The following is an 18779-nucleotide window of genomic DNA, read 5'->3' as shown; positions in this document are numbered from 1 at the left end:
TACCATGCGATTATGCACTCGAATATTTAATTTAATAAGTTTCAAAAGCACCCCGTTATTTTGCTCCTAAAACTTTCCAAATTAACTATACATTATAATTATAATAAAGATAAATTACTATGGCAACAGAAAAAACTTATACTCAATAATTATTAGGGTAATTATTAAAGAATATAAGCAATTGCCCATAAATAAAGAATTTCATCATGCTTTTGCATGAATCTTCCTGTTATCGTCTTGATTATAACACTATTAAATTTTTATTGCAACCCAAATTGTTAAAAATTTATTATTATCAAAAAAATACTAAGACAAAGGAAACGTGTAAAAGTTTTATAGAAATATTAATTCCTTATTTCGCAAAAAATCCAGATATAAATTCATTTTTTGTCAATCCCAATTTTGATCTAACTAAAAATCTCTTACGTTTATTAAATCCGACTTCTCTAAATAAAAAACCAACTTCACTATAGGGTCTTTTATCAAAAATATGCATCAAAAAAAAATCGTTAAATCCCCCAGTTTTTTCAGGCTTTCTCATAAATTTAGTGATACAATAACCATTTGTTTTTTCTTTGATAATGGCTTATCCCTGAGTTCATAAAAATAGCAGTCTATGCTTTTTGCTAAAGTAGATTTGTTCATTCTGTTTTCCATAGAAAAACATTGATGTTTTATAGTTTTCTAGTGTCAATTTAAACTTCTCAACAAAAAAAATTCTTACACCATTGTGCATAATTAAAAACCTACAGCACCACTTTCCAAAGCATAGAAGTTTTTTATTTCACAATTTTTTGTTAAAAAATATGCAAAATTCTTTCGCTTATTCTGTTAAACCTGTGCTAAAAACTAACTTTTTCCTAAAAAAGAAGCATAGATTGCACCGTTGCTTTCATTGAAAACCCCTTTTGTCTGAGAAACGCATGCAAAAATAGTTTTATGTCCTTTTTTTAATACAAAAAACAATATGATTCTTTGTTCATGTATAAAAAATATACATAAAATGAGTTTTTTTCCTTTCGAAACTGTAACATTTTTCAATACAAATGCTATTCTTTATTCTCCAACTGATTAAGCGCCTCACGAATCACCTTTCCGGCGATGGGCGTCGCACTGCCATATGCATTGGAATTTTCAATTACCACTGCCACCGCCACCTTCGGGTCCTCCGCCGGGGCAAAGCCTACAAACCATGAATGATCGTTTCCCGTGGCATTCTCTGCAGTACCGGTTTTTCCGGCAACCGTCACTCCATTTACGGATGCAGCCCTTCCTGTTCCGTTCTCCACAACGGAAACCATCATATCCTGTAAAATTGCCGCCTCGTCTGTTGTACAAATTTGAGTCAGCTTTTTCGGTACAGTGTATTTTCCCGCCTTGCCGTTACCATACTGAATATGATCTATAATGTAAGGTTGCATCATAATTCCTTCATTGGCAATAGCCGATGCAAGCATAGCCATATATAAGGGTGTAACTGCCGTTTCCCCCTGTCCAATGGAAGTTTCTACCAGTTCGCTGTCCGTTGCATCCCCTTCCAGTCCAATTCTGTTTTGGCTATAAGCCAAATCAAATCCAGAGGGTGTTTCCATACCAACCCGATCCATCATCTCCCGCAGTTTCTCGGGGCCAATTTCCGTCACCATTTGAGAAAAATAGCAGTTGCACGATACGGTCAAAGCCTGTTTTAAGTCAACAGTTCCATGTGCCTTGTTGTTGTAACAGTGAATCACTTTATTTTCGAAAGTTGCTTCCCCTGTACATTCATAGGTTTTCGTTTGCCAATCCTGAATATTTTCCATAATAGATAGAGATGTCACCAGTTTAAACGTAGACCCCGGGGGATATAGACCCTGGGTAGCCCGGTTAACCAGAGGACTGTTCTCGTCATCCTTCAAAGCATCCCAATTCGCCGCAACGGTATTCGGATCAAAATCAGGGTACGCCTGCAATGCCAGAATTCTCCCCGTAGACGGCTCCATTACCACAACTGCTCCCTTTGCATTACCAAGCAAATTTCCCGCTATAGTTTGAATATCCATATCCACCGTAACCACAACGCTATTCCCTACCAGTTCCTTTCCTGCGGCAATTCCCATTACTCGCTGAAGGAACTCATTGTGCAGCGTAATCATCTCAAAGTTTTCAGCCGCTTCCACTCCTGTTTTACCGACACTACTATACCCTGTAATATGGGCTGCCATACGAGAACGTGGATATTTTCTGGTGTAAGTTCCATCATCCTGTAATACACTAGTTGCCAAAACTTCCCCATCTATATCAATAATATCTCCTCGGCGGATAGTATTATCCACATAACGCAGTCTCGTGTTATATGCGTTGGTGGAAATCCCCTCCTTATCTATCAGAACCAGTTTACCCACGTAGCCTAATAAGAGGAAAAAGCACAGAACCAATAGCCAAAAAATACGCCGAATACTTCTTTTCATATTATTCATAATTCTGCCCCCCTTCCGCTTCTAAAATAGAAGGGTTCTCTTCATCTGCATCGTGCTGCTCACAGTAAACGCAAACCCATTGCAAAAGCCCCATCATCATCAGGCTGACTAAAACGGAAGTACCACCATAGCTTACAAAAGGAAGAGTCACCCCTGTCAACGGAATGAGTTTAATAACACCGCCGATGATAACAAAGGCCTGAAAACACAGCATTGTTATCACACCTACCGCTAAAATACTATAATATCTCCGTTCGCAATCTAAGGCAACTCTTACACCTCGGTATAAAAGCATGATAAAAATACAAATTACCCCTGCGCCAAACAGCGCGCCAAACTCTTCACAAATGGCAGCAAAAATAAAATCACTCTCTACTACAGGGATACTTTTTGGCATTCCTTTGGTCAGTCCACTGCCCAAAAGCCCCCATGTTGTAATAGCAAACAGAGAATTTACAATCTGATATCCGCCGCTATCAATATCCGCCCAAGGATTTTGCCATGCAGCAACACGTACCCGTACATGGGAGAAAATTTTGTATGCTAAGGTAGCCGCACCTCCTGCGCCAATCATCCCTAAAAAAAACAAAAACTCATTTGCCGTGGCAATATACAACATAACCATATATGTCATAAAGAAAATCAGTGCACTCCCCAGATCCTTTTGCAATACCAAAAGCAAAACAACGCCTGCACTAAGCGCACCGGTAATAATAAATTCCTTCCATTCAATCCTTTTACGAAAAACGCTGGCAAGGTAAAAAATAAATAAAAATTTTACCAACTCCGAGGGTTGAAAGGTAAAACCAGCAATGCTCAACCAGTTTGTTGATCCATGGCGTTCCACACCGAATATTTTTGTACATAACAATAATCCAAAACAGATGCTAATAAATGCCCATTCAAAAATCTCAAAACGTGGAATCAAACGGAAAAAGGCCGGAAGCATAAGCATACCGATCAGCCCAACTACCATCCACATTAATTGCTTGTATGCTAAGGTGGGGGCAAGCCTCTGCAACATAATCAGGCTGATATCCATTAAAAACAGCATTCCTGTCCAAATAAGAGGGCAGCCTTCATAATAAAAGCGATCCAAAAAATGAATGGCTGCCAATAAAAATATACAGCCCGCACCACCAAATAATACAGTTTGCCAATCGTATATCCTCGTGTCACGATTATAAGCTAAAATCAAAAAAGCTGTTATGTGCATCAAAATAATAAGGCGTCTTTGAATTGAAATTGCATGATATGGACTACCCAAAAAACCGCCCTGTTCATAAGCAATATAAACAATGCCCTGCCATAAAAAGAAACCAATATAAAAGATAAACAAATATCTGCTAAGCATAATCAACAGATCTAACATATCCTCACTCCACTCCGCGGAAGAAATGCCCCTTTGTATTTCCTTTTTCCTTCATTTCCTCCAAAAGGTTCCTCGTTTCTGCACTTATTTTATTAGGATTTTGTGTCATTTCAGCATAAGCTTTCATCACTTTCGCCGCACGACCAGGGCCTTCTTTCGTAAAATCCAACCGAACACTGCCTGTTACACTTTCCAAAATTTCATCATAAAATTTCAGAGTAAAAAGAGGTTTACTGTTCAAAACAGTGCACACACAGCGTTCACAATCCGTCATTAAAGGAAATTTCATGCCCTTTCTATCCCTTAAGAAATAAAGTTCTGTTTGATTTTTTTCAGAACAAAAGAAATGACCTTGTTTTCCCCCCACATAATTACCTATAGGACATTGCTGCGTTTTCATTAAGGGGAGATATCCATATACAACCATTTCACAGGTCCGATCTCCCATGGTATTGATTTCTTGCAGATTTGCCTCCACAGAAAGACAAACTTCATCCACACCCTGCTGTTTCCAAAAAGCAACGCCTTCTTCATTCATTACATTCAAAGTATAGTCCATGGTAATTTTTTTGCCACTACTCTTTACCATGTCAAATTGCCCTGCAGAACGTACCAAAAATCCGTCAATATCACTGTTTTTCAAGCGCTCAACAGCTGTATCTTCAATGTCCTTGCGCCATTGTCTGCTGATTTTTGGCAAAGCAGCATATAGGCTTACCCCAAAGCGCCGACAAAGCTCCAATGCAGCATCTAAATTTCCCTCCATATCTGTGGAAACCTCATAATAAATCACCTGCAAACCTTTTGTACGAACAATCGCTTCAAGTTGCAAGAAATCCGTCACCAAAGCGTGCAAGCTTTTTTGAAGTAAAAATTTTTTCTTTTCTTTTACCTCTTTCTTTTCTTCCTGTGGATTTTGTCGCTTGGATTTTTTAAGAATCGCCGCTTCTAGGCTCTCTACAGCGTTCCTCCTTAATTGATTCAAGGAACGAATATTTACAAAAACATCGCTATCTACTTCCAACTCCAAGCTTTCCAAAACAAAGGGGGTAGCCCCCAATTTTTCAGTCTGTTGTTTTAACTTTTCCGGGGCAGTAGGACGTTCTTCAGCCTTTTCCACAATATCACCTGTAACATAAACACTGCTGCCATCCATATCCCAAAGCTGTAATGCCAAAGGCTGACCTTTTTGGGCCTTTAATAACCCCCAAACAGACCTTTTACGTGTATCCTTTTCCCATGTTTTTCGCAGAGTATCATTTAAAGATTTATCATACGTACGATAAACAACATTGTTTTTCTGAATATCCCCCACCATAGTTAATGAGATAACTTCCCCCGCTCTGGACGGTCTGGATATATTCGTCCCCACATGGGGGCCATTGGACGTCCAAATCTCAATGCCATCCCCTGGAACCAACGGTTCACGAGTACGAATGGTCACTCGCTTATGTTGTGGGTTAAAATTATCAACAAAACCAATCTTTAATCCCCATGTTTTCGGCCGCTCAATACTCATCATATCCTTGCCGCCGGCAGAGGTATAATAACCTTCCGAAAAACCACCACGATTAAAAAGCTGTGTTAAAGTTTTCATATCCTCAGAGGATACCTCATATTGCTCAGGATTTTCAAAATACAAATCGATATACTTTCTATAAATCCCAGTAACACCTGCCACATATTCAGGATTTTTCATACGCCCTTCAATTTTAAAAGAAGCAATTCCCGCTTCAATTAATTGTGGTAAAATTGTTACCGTTTGAATGTCCTTCGGAGAAAGGAGATAACCTTCTTGCAGTTTGTCTGCACCCTTATATAAGGTATAGGGTAAACGACAGGTCTGAGCACACCGTCCACGATTGCCGCTTCTCCCCCCTAAAATGCTGCTCATAATACATTGTCCGGAATAGGATACACACAATGCACCATGAACAAACGTTTCGATTTCCGCTTCGCATTGGGCAGTAATTTCTCCTATTTCCTCCAAAGAAAGCTCCCTGCTTAATACAATTTTGGAAAATCCCAGGCTTTCCCAATACCGAACATCTCCCAGAGAATTGGCGGTCATTTGGGTACTTGCATGCAAAGGAAAGTCAGGATAAAATTCCCGAATCAACTTAGCCCCACCAGTATCCTGCACAATTAAAGCATCCACGCCTATTTTATATAACTTACCTATAAAATCAATAAATTCTTTTAATTCCTTATCTTTATATAGTATATTTACTGTTACATATATCTTAACTCCCCTAAGGTGACAATAATCGCAAGCCTCTTCCAATTCCTCCAAAGAAAAATTTCCGGCATATTGTCTGGCACTAAAAAGCTTTCCTCCCAAATAAACTGCGTCACAGCCATTGTTAACTGCTGCTTTCAAACTCTCCATGGAGCCTGCCGGAGCCAATAATTCAGGCTTAATCCTTGCCGACATCTTCATTCTCCTCTCTTTACGAACAGATCTATTTCAATTTTAATTCCTTCTCTATTATTGCCAAAAAAACAAAACGTCCTTCCCATCTCTTAAATAAAAGGCAAAAATGCTGACAACATCAACATTCTTTTAAAAATCCGAGAAAAAAGTCGCTTTGCAACGCAGACTTTTTATTCTAAAAAGCCTATTTACCAATTAATTCTATTCTCCTAAAAGTTATAAATTTACTTGCTTTGTGCTCCAAACAAATTGACTTTGAGGTTATATGGCTTAAAACAACAACCCAGAAACATCAGTTTTATATTTAAAACGATTTTATTAGAAAAATTACTACTCTTTTCAATCTTCCCCCAACAACACAGTTCATTTACATCGCTTCATCACTTTTTGCGATATTTATCTCTAATTGCCTTTCTCGTCATATTTTTTTCAGCCTGTCCACCCTTTAACCCCATAGGATAGTGGTTGTGTCCCACCCCGTCATCAACAGTTTCTTCTTTATTAATAATAATGCTCTGGACAACTTCAAGCTGTTCTTCTTTGTTCTTTGCTGTTGGTTGACTTTTTCTCTCATCTTCAGCACCATATGCTTCTAACATCGCCTGCTTTGCCTTTAATTCAGCAATCTCCGCTTTTGCGTCATCTAACTGGGAAACCATTTCTTTCAGCCTTGTAGTTAAACCTAAATTACGCCCTTCCAATTCTGCATTTTTTTCCATTTCTTTATAATAATCATCTGCAACGTTTATAGCTGTCAATACATATGCAAGGCTGGCATCCATCTTAACCGCCGCTGCATTTCTACGAACTTCTGTTATTTTTTCATGAATATACTCAGCCACCGCCTGCATATGAGATTCCGTTTCCTCTCCCATTAAAGTAAAAGACTTTCCGTCCACGGAAATTTTTATTCTGTTTTTCAAAAACTTACACTCCTCTCCAGTGCCTTCTTCGAACATAATTCAATAAATGGGTATACAAGCATCAGTTAGAAGATTCTTCCTTCTTAAGTGACTGCGTCAATATCTTTTTCCATATACAACAACGTGTATTGCTGCATCTTCATCCATTTTTTCCGCCCTCAGGGTATTTCCCTGCCCAATAAAATTACTTAATTATGGAAACATATACATGTTTCATTATATCATATCAATTACGGGTACGGAATGTTTTTTTACAACAAAAAAAGCCTTTTGGCAAGGTTGCCCCTGCCAAAAGACCGTCAATATTTAGGAGATTCAAATATCACTTGTTATTTTTTGCGAATGCAAAGCCCATTTCAAAAGCTTTCTTGTTATCGGGAATAAATTTTGCTTTGCTTCCCCCAAATACATGGGTAAAAGCATCATCAACGCTTTCCACCTTTACAGGACTGATTGCCTGAATCACAGCACCCAATAAAATAATGTTAGCTAATTTTGCACTGCCAAATTCCTGAGATGCCATTGTATTTGCAGGTACATTTAATACCTGAATATCATCCCTGTCCTCTTTTAAAGCAGCCAAATCAGCATTTGCAATTAAAGTGCCGCCTTTTGCAAGAATATCAACAAATTTATCCAAAGAAGGCTGATTCATTGCAATAACGCAATTTGCGTCTCTGGTAATTACGGGAGAACCGATAGGTTCATCAGATACGATTACATGGCAGTTTGCTGTACCACCACGCATTTCTGGGCCGTATGAAGGGCACCATGAAACCTCATGTCCCTCCAACATACCTGCATAAGCCAAAATTTTACCCATAGAAAGAGTACCCTGGCCACCAAAGCCTGCACAACAAATTCTTTGTGTATTCATATTATTTGCCCTCCTCTGCAGTGATGTCTTTATAAACGCCAAGAGGATAGTAAGGGATCATTTTTTCTCTTACAAATTCCATAGCTTTAACCGGTGTCAAGCCCCAGTTTGTAGGACAGCTGGAAACAACCTCAATAAATGTAAAGCCAAGACCTTGTTTTTGAATTTCTAAAGCTTTTCTAATGGCTTTTTTCGCCTGTGTAACCTGAGCAGGTGTAGCAACACTTACTCTTTCGATGTAAGCAGGGCCATCCAAAGTTGACAGCATTTCGCATACACGAATAGGGTTACCGTTAATTTTGGGATCACGGCCACTTTTTGCTGTTGTAGCCTTCATGCCAGGCAATGTTGTAGGAGCCATCTGACCGCCTGTCATACCATAAATACCATTATTGATGAAAATGGTTGTAATCTTTTCACCTCTTGCAGCCGCATGAACGATTTCTGCAGTACCAATAGACGCAAGGTCACCATCACCCTGATATGTTACAACTAATTTATTGGGATGTACTCTTTTGATACCTGTTGCTGTAGCGGGAGCACGACCGTGAGCACACTGAATAGCATCGAAGTTAAAGTATTTGTTTGCGAACACCGCACAGCCAACAGGCACAGCTGCGATTGCGTTTTTGTCATCATTCATTTCTTCCAAAACTTCTGCTAAAAGTCTGTGAACTATACCATGTGCACAACCAGGGCAATAATGCAATTTTACATCAGTTAAAGCTTTGGGTTTTTGAAATATAACTGCCATTATTTGTCACCTCCCATAACTTTCTTACCAAACTCAACGATTTCATCTACAGCAGGAACGATACCACCTGTTCTGCCATAGAACTCAATTTTGTTTTTATCATTACAAGCATAAGCAACATCCTGAACCATCTGACCCATGCTCATTTCAACGTCAAGATATTTTTTAATGTTCTTATCCCATTTATCAAAAGCTTTTACAGGGAAAGGCCACAATGTTTTTGGTCTAATCATACCTACTTTGTAACCTGCATCTCTCAAATAGCTGATTGCTGTTCTAACAATTCTGGAAGAAGTGCCATAGGAAACAAATGCATATTCTGCATCATCCATCAAATATTCTTCCCAAGCCTGTTCATTGGCTTCAATCTTCGCATATTTTTCAAAATGTTTCTGGTTCCAAGCTTCACATTCAGAAGCTTCGATAACCAAGTTTTCTACCATATGCTTTTCGCCATCACCCTTACCTGTTAATGCCCAAGTTTTAGGAGACAGTTCTTTTTTACAAACATAGTTAAATTCTACAGGCTCCATCATCTGACCAATCAAACCATCGGCCAAAACGATAACAGGTGTGCCATAATAGTCAGCCAAATCAAAAGCTTCCATAACCATGTTAACAGCTTCCTGAACGGACGCAGGAGCTAAAACGATATCATGGTAATCACCGTTTGAGCCACCCTTTACTGCCATGTTATAGTCAGCCTGACCGGGCTGAATTGTACCCAAACCAGGACCACCACGCATCATGTTGATGATAACTGCAGGTAAACCTGCGTTGGAAATATAGCCGATACCTTCTTGTTTCAATGCAATACCGGGGGAAGAAGAACTTGTTAATACACGTGCGCCTGCACCGGCTGCACCATAAACCATGTTGATTGCCGCAACTTCAGACTCTGCCTGAACAAAAACGCCGCCAACCTTAGGTAATTCACTAGATAAATATTCTGGCACTTCGCTCTGAGGAGTAATCGGATAGCCGAAGAAATATCTGCAACCCGCCTCAATCGCTGCTTTACCAACTGCTTCGTTGCCTTTCATTAAAACCTTTGCCATTGAATTTTCCTCCTCTCTTAATCGAGCTTTTCTACTGTAATTGCGCAGTCGGGACACATCTTCGCACAGCTTGTGCAAGCGATGCAGTCATCATTTACTACTTCCGCAGGGTTGTAGCCCGATGCATTAATTTTTGTTTCAGAAAGTTTCAGCACATGCTTGGGACAAACGGAAACACAGAGTTCACAGCCCTTGCAGAGCATTTCATTGATCGTTACCTTACCTTTTGCCATTCAAATACACCTCCATAAATATTTAAATTTACATCCAGGTTTTTCTCATATATAACTTCATAGGGAACAACTCCCCGGCAAGCCCAAGCGGCACCTTTTCGGTCATTAACTCTTCCACAAAAGAAACATACCTCACAGGGACGCCTGTACGTTTTGTTACCTCGCCCAAAACAGCATCCCCATTCAAAAGGCATTGTGCATTGGTCTCTCGAATCAGGTTTGTGTTGTTGATGAAGCCTGTCACTTTCAGCCCCGATGAATACTCAAGCTTCTCCATCTGCTCAATTACACCCTCAGGTGTAGACGTATCGGGACGATATGCATTGACTACCATAAAAAAATCCACTTCCGCAGGGTCCAAAATCGGTTTTAACCGACCAAGCACCATTGTGCCAACGTCATTGCCCCCCAAATCGACAACGTAGTCAAAGCTACGCTCCCTTGCCGGCATAGTCATGGCAGCAGAAACCGCAGGTACATCCAGCCCATCCCCCTCTATCGAAGATGATATGACCATGATACCCGCTGCTTCCATTTCCTTCTTTTTTTCCCTAGAGCGGAAATAAACATTTACAATATCCAAATCGGCAATGGCGACCTTGCGGCCCTTTTGACTGAGCTGCATGGTATAATTTACCGCAAACTCCGTCTTTCCACTACCGTAGTGACCCGAAATAATACGAATTCTTTTATCGTCAGTGAGCATTGTATTCACCTCATTTTTAAAATACACACTGAATTTTGTATCGGTAAATGTGCAATTTGTATAAATCAAGTATTTTTATGTTTATTTTACACAAAAAATGATAATATTACATTTTTTTTTGATTCATAAATAAAGAACATCTCCTAGGTATTTGTATACATTATAGCGCATCCATATTTCTTTTGCAATAAAATCAGTTAGATTTTTGACGAGTATCTAAAAAAAAACATTTAACCAATTTTTTCTCCCTATAAAAAAACGCTTAGTCTGCAAAATATTTGTTTATTTTAGATATTTCAGTTTGATTTTTGTCTGTATTTTTATAATTATTTTCTTTTGTCTTACAAGGTAACTTTTTTGTTTGCAATTCCCTTAACACTCATGTTTCTGCAAAAAAAACCATCCCTCTTACAAATAATTTGTAAAAAGAATGATTTTTTTGTCAGAAAATATTTTGTTGTCTTACATAAAGATTACACATTATACAGCAATTCTCCGTAAGTAGGGAAAGGCCAAGCCTTTTCGTCTACCAAAAATTCCAATCTATCCGCGGGCGCACGCAATTGTTCCATGGCAACAAAAACAGAGTCCCGATAGAACATGGCTTGTGCTCGGCTGTTCCCCTTTAGCATAGCCGCCTCTTTCGTAACCTCCGTGAGGTGTTTTAAAGCTTTATGGAAAGCCTTAATATTTTCATTCATTTCCTGCAACAATTCTTCCTCAACGCAAGTATCAAAGCCCGCAACTTTCATAGCTGTGAAAGAAGATGCCACCTCTCCTGCATATTTTACAACAGCAGGACGAATTTGCTTAGAAGCAATGTCAATCATTGCCTTCGCTTCAATATTGATTTGTTTTATATAAGTTTCATACATGATTTCCGAACGCGACTGCAATTCCACACGGCTTAATACTTTATGGCGCTCAAACAGCTCTATGGACTTTTCTTCCACCAAATAAGGAACAGAATCTACCATATTTGTTATGTTGCTAAGACCTCTGTTCTCTGCCTCTTTTAACCAATCATCAGAATAACCATTGCCATCAAAAATAATTCGCTTATGGTCGATATAGGTTTTGCGTATCAATTCATGTACTGTAGTATTAAAATCTTGTGCCTTCTCCAGTTCATCAGCAAACTCAGCTAAAACGTCGGCAACAATTGTATTTAATACAAAGTTCGGGCCTGAAATAGAGCCTGAGGAAGGAGGCATACGGAACTCAAACTTATTGCCCGTAAAAGCAAAAGGTGAGGTTCTGTTTCGATCCGTTGCATCTCTTTTCAAGTAAGGCAGTGTGTTTACACCAACCCGCATTTTTCCGCCCTGAATGCTGCTGGTTGCCTCACCATGCTCAATCTGATCAAAAATATTCAGAAGCTGATCTCCAAGGAAAATAGAAATAATAGCAGGTGGTGCTTCCTGTTTTCCCAAACGATGATCATTCCCGGGGTTTGCCGCCGCTAAACGCAAAAGCTGGGCATATTTGTCCACGCCTTTGATAATGGCAGTCAAAAATACTAAAAACTGCGCATTTTCGTGGGGTGTTTTTCCGGGGTCCAAAAGGTTCTGTCCGTCATCCGTCCCCAAAGACCAGTTGTTATGCTTGCCGCTGCCATTTACTCCTGCAAAGGGTTTTTCATGAAGCAGACAAGTCAAATCATGATGTCCTGCAATACGTTTCATTGCCTCCATAATTAACTGATTGTGGTCAGCAGCACGGTTACAATCATCATAAATAGGTGCAAGTTCATGCTGTGCAGGTGCTACCTCATTATGCTGTGTCTTTGCAGTCACACCAAGCTTCCAAAGCTCAATATTTAACTCCCGCATAAAGCAGGCAACCCTTTCTTTAATACAACCAAAATAATGATCGTCTAATTCCTGTCCTTTTGGCGGTGCCGCTCCAAAAAGTGTCCTGCCTGTAAAAATCAAGTCTTTTCTCTGATTATATAAATTGCGATCAATCAGAAAATATTCTTGTTCTGCCCCTGAATACACATTGATTTTCTTGGCAGTTGTGTTGCCAAATAAGTGTAGAATACGCATTGCCTGCTTTGAAATGGCCTCAACAGAGCGTAGCAAGGGTGTTTTTTTGTCTAAGGCCTCTCCTGTGTAGGAGCAAAAAGCCGTAGGAATATATAACGTGATGCCTGCAGCATCCTCCCTCAAAAAGGCAGGTGAGGTGCAGTCCCAAGCTGTATATCCCCTTGCCTCAAATGTTGCACGCAATCCACCGGAGGGAAAAGAAGATGCATCCGACTCTCCTTTGATTAATTCCTTGCCGGAAAACTCCATAATTGCTTTTCCGTTGCTTGGTGGTGCCAAAAAGGAATCATGCTTTTCCGCAGTAATCCCTGTCATTGGCTGAAACCAATGGGTATAGTGAGTTGCCCCTCTTTCCACTGCCCAATCCTTCATGGCATTGGCAATAATATCTGCGATGGAGGAGTTTAACATTTCCCCTTTTTCAATGGTGTTTTTTAATTCCTTATAGACTTGCTTTGGCAAATGTTCACGCATCATTGCGTCATTGAACACATTCATGCCGAAAATTTCGGGTATAGAAATTTTTTCGTACATACACTTGTCCTTTCTGGGTTAACTTTCATTCCTCTTCATTTTACCATACCTTTTATTATACAAGCGCGAAAAGGGTTTTGCAACGATTTTGCGCCCCACACTTTGGAGAAATCCAGCTTCCATTTGCATTATTTTTTGTATATCATACAAATATTTTTTATGCAAATCCATTCCTAAATATACAAATTTTTATTTTATGGACAATAAAAAACGTTCATTCTCATTTTGGTATAAATTTGCCATTGATAAGGAACATAAGTTCTGTTATAGTAATATTAAGTTCTTTTGAGGAGGCACCTTACATGAAGCTTTTAAATAAAAATATTGATATGATTTCCTGGACATCCAAAGATGGGGCCGTTACCCCCGTACGTTTTCGCCTGGAAGAAAAGGGAGAAACGATAGTCATTAAAGTGGATCACATCATACAAACAGAAAAAAACAAATTCGGCGGTAGCCCAACCCTTTCTTTTCTCTGCAGCAGTATTATGGATGGCATGGAAAAAATCTATGAGCTTACTTGTAATTGCGATAGCCAGAAATGGCTGTTACGAAAAATGTAAATGAAAACTTTGTCATTTACTGATTATATGCTCCCTTATTGTATCTTCTTCATAAAATGTTCTCCTTGAAACCGACAAATAAAACTTAATGTTGTAACAGCCCCATAAAAAAACCGATTATCTATAAAGATAGTCGGTTTTTTTAATCCCCCCCTACTTTTCTTGTCTAAATCTAAGATAAGATCACCCCAGCGTTTCATCTCTCATAGGGATGATGGCTACTTTAGGTGCAACTTTGTTTTGCATCAAAACCATTCAAGCTTCCGTTTATAGAAAAAGCATAAAAAATACGGGCATTGTAAAAACACATAATACCGTGCTCACAAAAATATACTTGCTTGCTAATGCTTCATCTGCACCAAATTCTGCCGCCAATATTGCACAAAATGCCCCAATGGGTGTAGAAAGTCCCACCACAATCACTCCCAAGATCAATGTATCATGGATAAAAGGCTTCAATATAAAATAAGACGATAAAGGCATAAAAATCAATCGAAAAAAAGAAACAGGGTATGCCCATTTTTCCGTAATCGTTTCCTTAAAATTAAATTTCCCAAGAATACCCCCAATATAAATCATTGCCAAAGGAGAAAGCATCCCTCCCACCATATCCACCGTGTCCTTCATAGGCCCCGGTAAACGGATATTTAACACAAAAAATAAAATGCCTACTACCGTTGCCACGTTTACAGGGGCTTTTAACAGCTTTAACATATTCACCTTATTACCGTCAGGATTCTCCGAGCATTTTTGTAAAACAACAGCCCCTAAAGTATAAGACATCATATTAAAGGCAAAAGTGGCAAACGCACAATAAAATACACTGCTTCCCCCAAAAATCATAGCGATAACAGGAATGCCCATAAAGCCAATATTTGCAAACATACAGCTAAAAATCCAAATGCCCTTTGCTTTTTGGGGTACCTTCAAAATTCGAAAGGAAATCCAGCCTACAATCAGCCCCCAAAGGTGCATAATCACGCAAACAATAAATACCATTGCACCTTCCCGAAACAATTCAGGGGTGTAGTCGATTTGCAAGGAAGAAATAACAAAGCAAGGAATAATGATACGGGTCAAAAACCCAGCAAAATCTTGCATAAAGCTATCACCAAAAATGTTTTTCTTCCGACAAAAATATCCAATTAAAAGAAGAAAAAATATAATCATTAATTTATCCAATACCGTTAAAATCGCTCCCATGCCATCGACCTTCCCCAAAAAACGTTTTTTGTATACAATTTTATACCTTTATTGATCCACTGTAAAGCTGCATTTACCTTTCTGAAAGATATCCAGAATATTTTGCGCCGCTAGGAAACCCATTTTGCTGCTTGCTTCATAAGTAGCCGCACCGGCATGAGGGGTAATGGTACAGTTGGGAAGCTCCAATAATGGACTACTGTATGGAGGCTCTTCCAGCGTTGCATCCAAACCCGCTGCACCGATTTCCCCAGTTTTCAAAGCTTTATATAACGCAGCCTCATCAATAATCCCACCACGGGCAGTATTTACAATAACCGCCTTCTTCTTCATTTTACGAAAGATTTCATCATGAAACATATTTTTTGTTTCCTCGTTTAATGGTGAGTGAATGGTAATAAAATCTGCCTCTTTTACAATCGTTTCAAAATCAACATATTTTGCCCCTGTTTCTTGGGCAAATGCTTCATCCTGATATGTATCGTAACAAAGAATATTCATCGCAAAACCCTTGCATCTTCTTGCTACGCCTTTTCCAATTCTGCCTGCACCAATAACCCCAAGGGTTTTTCCAAACATCTCCACCCCTGTTGGCCTTTGCTGCCTGCCTTCTTTGATGCAACAATCCATATAGCCCACGTTTCTGGCCGCCGCCAACATCAAAGCCATTGCCATATCCGCCACAGAATCACCATTTGCACCAGGGGTAATGGTAACCGCAATGCCTTTTTCCTTTGCCGCCACTAAGTCAATTTTGTCATACCCAACACCATAACGGGAAATTACCTTAAGCTTTTTTGCCCTTTCCAAAAGCTCTGGCGAATAGTCCTCCAAACCTGCAATCATCGCATCAGCATCAACAATTTCCGTTTTCAACTGTTCTGCAATTGGGCCGTCAGCTGCTACCAACTTTTTCACTTGAAAACCATTTTCCTCCAATAATTTTTGAGCTTTATCATCGGCACTGCCGAAAGATCGTGCTGTAACTAATACTTTCACCTTATTTTTCTCCTTCCATCCAAAGGGTATGAAAACTTCCCTTCACATCCGTTCTTTCATAGGTATGGGCTCCAAAACAATCTCTTAACGCCTGTACTATGTTTACATTCATTTTTTCCGTACGACAGCTGTCATAATATGAAATGACCGATAGGAATGTAGGAGCCGCAACGCCTGCTTCTATGGTTTTAGCTGAAATTTCACGCAAAGCCTCTTCTCTCCTGCCTAAATTTCCAAAACTTTGGGAAAGAAGAATATTTTTATCACTTTCTTTTAATGCCTTTGTGATATCCTTCAAAAGTTCACTTCGAATAATGCAACCCTCTCGCCAAAGGGACACTGCCAAAGGCAGATCAATTTCCCAACCGCAATCTTCGGATGCCTTTTTAATCAAAGCAACACCTTGGGCATAGCTGACAATCATACCAAGGTACAGAGCATCTTTTAGCTTTTCTTCATAGTTTTCTAAGATCATAGGCTTGGTGGTTGCTTTTAAAACTTGACTACCATCTTTTCGCAACTGCTGATCTACAGAAAAATACCTGGCAAAAACCGCCTCACAAATGGTTGGAACATACACCCCTCTGGCAATAGCTTCCTCTAAAGTCCAGCTTCCCGTCCCTTTTTGCTGTGCCACATCCAAAATTTTCTCCACCAAAGGCTTGCCGTCTATGTCATTTTTGGCAAGTACCCCTGCGGTAATATCAATTAAATAAGAATTCAATTCCGTACCCTTCCAGCGGGTAAAAATCTCTGTAATTTCTTGGCGACTTAAGCACAACCCCTTTTTCATCACCGAATATATATCGGCAATAAGTTGAATTAGCGCATATTCGATACCGTTATGCACCATTTTCACATAGTGCCCCGCCCCCTCTTTTCCAAGATAGCTACAACAATATTCCTCTCCCATCTTTGCCGCCATTTTTTCCAAAATATGGCCACAGGATTTCCAAGCTTTCTCACTGCCCCCAACCATCATACTGGGGCCCATGAGGGCACCTTTTTCTCCGCCGGAAACCCCTACACCTAAAAATTGAATTCCCTTTTCCAAAAGAGTATGGCATCTTCTTTGGGTATCTTTAAAATGAGAATTTCCCCCATCAATTAAAATATCCCCCTCATCCAGAAAGGGTACGAAACCATCAATAACACAATCTACAACACTTCCAGCCGTTACCATCATAAATATCACTCTGGGTCTTTTCAGGCTTTTTATCATTTCTTCTTCCGATGAAAAAACAGTAAACTCCCCTTGGGCGTGGAATCGTTCTCTTTCCTCTTGGCTTTTTCCGAAAAGGGCAGTACGGAAGCCTTTTGAAATCAGATTTTTTGCCAAACTGCTTCCCATGACACCAAGACCGTAAACGGAAATTTCAAAATCCTTCATAACATCCATCCTATTTTCCCCCTATATAAAACAGCCGGCATAGGCTGGTTTCGCCGCTACCGACCGTAATATTTTTTATTCTCTTACCAGTTTTACAGCTGAAGCAGTCAAACGCTGAATTTCATGGAATTTCTTCTCTTGAATCAACGTATCCTTTACCATCCAACTACCGCCGCAAGCAATAATTTTTGGATTTACCAAATATTCCTTAATATTTTTTTCACTAATTCCACCGGTGGGCATAAAACGAATGTTACCAAAAGGGCCCGCCAAAGCCTTAATGGTGTTCAAACCACCATACGCTTCTGCTGGGAAAAACTTTACAACTGGCAACTCTAATGCAATGGCTGCCATTACCTCTGTAGGTGTGCAAACCCCGGGGAAAACAGGGATATTGTTTTCTTTGGCAAATTTTACAACCTCTACACTCAGGCCGGGAGATACAATAAACTTTGCACCTGCTTCCAGTGCTAATTTCGCCTGGTCTACATTTATTACTGTACCTGCCCCCACCAACATTTCAGGAATTTCCGCCATGGCTTTAATGGCCTGGTAAGCCGCTTCCGTACGGAAGGTTACTTCCGCAATGGGCAAGCCCCCTGCGATCAGGGCTTCTGCCAAGGGCTTTGCATCTTCTATGTTATCAATTTTCACAACGGGTACTATTTTCAGTTTTTCAATTCTTTGATTTATGTCCATAATCCTTCTACCTCTCTTTTTTAAACAATTACAAAACTTGGTTTCTCTCCATTTAATACCTTGGCAACGTTTTCGGCACAAACAACGCTGACGACACTGATGGCCTCAATGGAATACATTCCGATATGAGCCGTTACCACAAAATTTTCCAATTCTAATAATGGGTTGCCTTTTTCTATGGGTTCATGCTCTGTTACGTCCACAGCACAACCGCCTAAATGACCGTTTTTCATACATTCGTATAAATCCTGTTCTTGAATGATTCCGCCTCTGCCTGTGTTAATTAGGTAAGCTTCTTCCTTCATTTTCATAATGCGCTCTTTGTTAAACAAATACCTTGTACTATCTGTCAGCGGCACATGAATAGAAATAATATCGCTGTTTTCTGTCAAGGTGTCCAAATCTGTAAGAGTTACAAAATCTTGAAACTCCTCTGGTATTTCCGTTATAAATGGGTCATAAACCAAAACCTTCATGGAAAAGCCTTTTGCTCGTCTGGCTACATTTTTTGCAATGGAACCAAAACC

The 18779-nt window shown here is 39.7% G+C and carries 16 protein-coding genes; 1 reads left to right on the top strand and 15 read right to left on the bottom strand.

Annotated elements, in window-relative coordinates:
• Positions 1-1049 precede the first annotated feature (1049 nt).
• The 10 genes from P9Q65_RS09065 to P9Q65_RS09020 all read right to left on the bottom strand — a co-directional run bounded on the left by P9Q65_RS09065 (position 1050) and on the right by P9Q65_RS09020 (position 13398).
• Positions 1050-2459: a peptidoglycan D,D-transpeptidase FtsI family protein gene (locus P9Q65_RS09065; protein WP_304509088.1), complete on the bottom strand. Its 1410-nt coding sequence runs from the start codon at positions 2457-2459 to the stop codon at positions 1050-1052.
• Entirely contained in the window at positions 2452-3831 is a 1380-nt protein-coding gene (locus P9Q65_RS09060) for an FtsW/RodA/SpoVE family cell cycle protein (RefSeq protein WP_304509087.1), read from the bottom strand. The genes P9Q65_RS09065 and P9Q65_RS09060 overlap by 8 nt, the downstream gene beginning before the upstream one ends.
• 4 nt (positions 3832-3835) lie before the next feature.
• Positions 3836-6265, bottom strand: coding sequence for a U32 family peptidase (locus tag P9Q65_RS09055; protein WP_304509086.1), 2430 nt, complete (start codon positions 6263-6265; stop codon positions 3836-3838).
• A 380-nt stretch (positions 6266-6645) separates the two neighbouring features.
• Positions 6646-7188 (bottom strand): cell division protein ZapA, encoded by a 543-nt coding sequence (locus P9Q65_RS09050; protein ID WP_304509085.1) that lies wholly within the window; start codon positions 7186-7188, stop codon positions 6646-6648.
• A 322-nt stretch (positions 7189-7510) separates the two neighbouring features.
• Complete coding sequence (locus tag P9Q65_RS09045; RefSeq protein ID WP_304509084.1) at positions 7511-8065, bottom strand: 2-oxoacid:acceptor oxidoreductase family protein; 555 nt, start codon at positions 8063-8065, stop codon at positions 7511-7513.
• Between the two features lies 1 nt (position 8066).
• Positions 8067-8819 carry a thiamine pyrophosphate-dependent enzyme gene (locus P9Q65_RS09040; RefSeq protein WP_304509083.1) on the bottom strand — a complete coding sequence of 251 codons (753 nt, stop codon included), beginning with the start codon at positions 8817-8819 and terminating at the stop codon, positions 8067-8069.
• A complete protein-coding gene (locus P9Q65_RS09035) occupies positions 8819-9877 on the bottom strand; it encodes a 3-methyl-2-oxobutanoate dehydrogenase subunit VorB (protein WP_304509082.1) in 1059 nt (352 codons plus the stop codon). The genes P9Q65_RS09040 and P9Q65_RS09035 overlap by 1 nt, the downstream gene beginning before the upstream one ends.
• 17 nt (positions 9878-9894) lie before the next feature.
• Positions 9895-10110 carry a 4Fe-4S dicluster domain-containing protein gene (locus P9Q65_RS09030; protein ID WP_304509080.1) on the bottom strand — a complete coding sequence of 72 codons (216 nt, stop codon included), beginning with the start codon at positions 10108-10110 and terminating at the stop codon, positions 9895-9897.
• A gap of 28 nt (positions 10111-10138) precedes the next feature.
• Positions 10139-10816, bottom strand: a complete 678-nt coding sequence (locus P9Q65_RS09025) for a nucleotide-binding protein (protein WP_304509079.1) — start codon at positions 10814-10816, stop codon at positions 10139-10141.
• A gap of 473 nt (positions 10817-11289) precedes the next feature.
• Positions 11290-13398 (bottom strand): glutamine synthetase III family protein, encoded by a 2109-nt coding sequence (locus P9Q65_RS09020; RefSeq protein WP_304509077.1) that lies wholly within the window; start codon positions 13396-13398, stop codon positions 11290-11292.
• A gap of 302 nt (positions 13399-13700) precedes the next feature.
• Between P9Q65_RS09020 and P9Q65_RS09015 the strand changes: the two genes are divergently transcribed.
• Positions 13701-13961 carry a hypothetical protein gene (locus P9Q65_RS09015; protein WP_304509076.1) on the top strand — a complete coding sequence of 87 codons (261 nt, stop codon included), beginning with the start codon at positions 13701-13703 and terminating at the stop codon, positions 13959-13961.
• Between the two features lie 267 nt (positions 13962-14228).
• Here the strand turns inward: P9Q65_RS09015 and P9Q65_RS09010 are convergent, their stop codons facing one another.
• The 5 genes from P9Q65_RS09010 to P9Q65_RS08990 form a co-directional block, all read right to left on the bottom strand.
• Positions 14229-15164 (bottom strand): AEC family transporter, encoded by a 936-nt coding sequence (locus P9Q65_RS09010; protein ID WP_304509074.1) that lies wholly within the window; start codon positions 15162-15164, stop codon positions 14229-14231.
• Positions 15165-15212: 48 nt separating this feature from the next.
• Entirely contained in the window at positions 15213-16163 is a 951-nt protein-coding gene (locus P9Q65_RS09005; protein ID WP_304509073.1) for a phosphoglycerate dehydrogenase, read from the bottom strand.
• Position 16164: 1 nt separating this feature from the next.
• Positions 16165-17562 carry an NADP-dependent phosphogluconate dehydrogenase gene (gene gndA / locus P9Q65_RS09000; protein ID WP_304509072.1) on the bottom strand — a complete coding sequence of 466 codons (1398 nt, stop codon included), beginning with the start codon at positions 17560-17562 and terminating at the stop codon, positions 16165-16167.
• Between the two features lie 66 nt (positions 17563-17628).
• The gene (gene eda, locus P9Q65_RS08995; RefSeq protein WP_304509071.1) at positions 17629-18252 is read right to left on the bottom strand and encodes a bifunctional 4-hydroxy-2-oxoglutarate aldolase/2-dehydro-3-deoxy-phosphogluconate aldolase; all 624 of its coding nucleotides are present in this window, start codon (positions 18250-18252) and stop codon (positions 17629-17631) included.
• Positions 18253-18272: 20 nt separating this feature from the next.
• Positions 18273-18779: NAD(P)-dependent oxidoreductase (locus P9Q65_RS08990; protein WP_304509070.1), on the bottom strand; the 507-nt coding region annotated here is incomplete at its 5' end.

This window comes from Anaerotignum sp., from assembly GCF_030625865.1.
In the GTDB taxonomy this organism is placed as follows: Bacteria; Bacillota; Clostridia; order Lachnospirales; family Anaerotignaceae; genus Chakrabartyella.
The sequence above is the reverse complement of the archived record's forward strand: the minus strand, read 5'-3'. Positions and strand labels throughout refer to the sequence as shown.